The organism is Planctopirus hydrillae, from assembly GCF_001707835.1.
GTDB classification, from domain to species: Bacteria; Planctomycetota; Planctomycetia; order Planctomycetales; family Planctomycetaceae; genus Planctopirus; species Planctopirus hydrillae.
Genome location: NZ_LYDR01000002.1, coordinates 1 through 319, shown reverse-complemented (window position 1 = coordinate 319; position 319 = coordinate 1). Strand labels below are relative to the sequence as shown.

General features: G+C 53.9%; 1 protein-coding gene. It reads left to right on the top strand.

Annotated elements, in window-relative coordinates; genetic code table 11:
- Positions 1-36: 36 nt before the first annotated feature.
- Positions 37-319: DCC1-like thiol-disulfide oxidoreductase family protein (locus tag A6X21_RS25815; protein WP_205847353.1), on the top strand; the 283-nt coding region annotated here is incomplete at its 3' end.

The following is a 319-nucleotide window of genomic DNA, read 5'->3' as shown; positions in this document are numbered from 1 at the left end:
GACGATCAGTGCCGACCTGACAGAAAGATGTCCGAGATGATAAAAGGCATCATGGCCAAAGTAATTGTCTGGTATGATGGAGCATGTCCTCTGTGCATGCGCGAGATTGCATTAATGCGCCAGCTCGACGTTCGGCGCTCTATCCTATTTCTAAATATAGCACCTGCGGATGCGGTGTGCCCGCTTGACCGTCAATTGATGCTCGCGCGCTTCCATGCCAGCGAAGACGGCGTAATTTTATCTGGTGCCGCTGCCTTCGCCGCCATGTGGCGGGCTATACCATTACTGAAACCGCTGGGCTACATCGCTCGCAACCGGT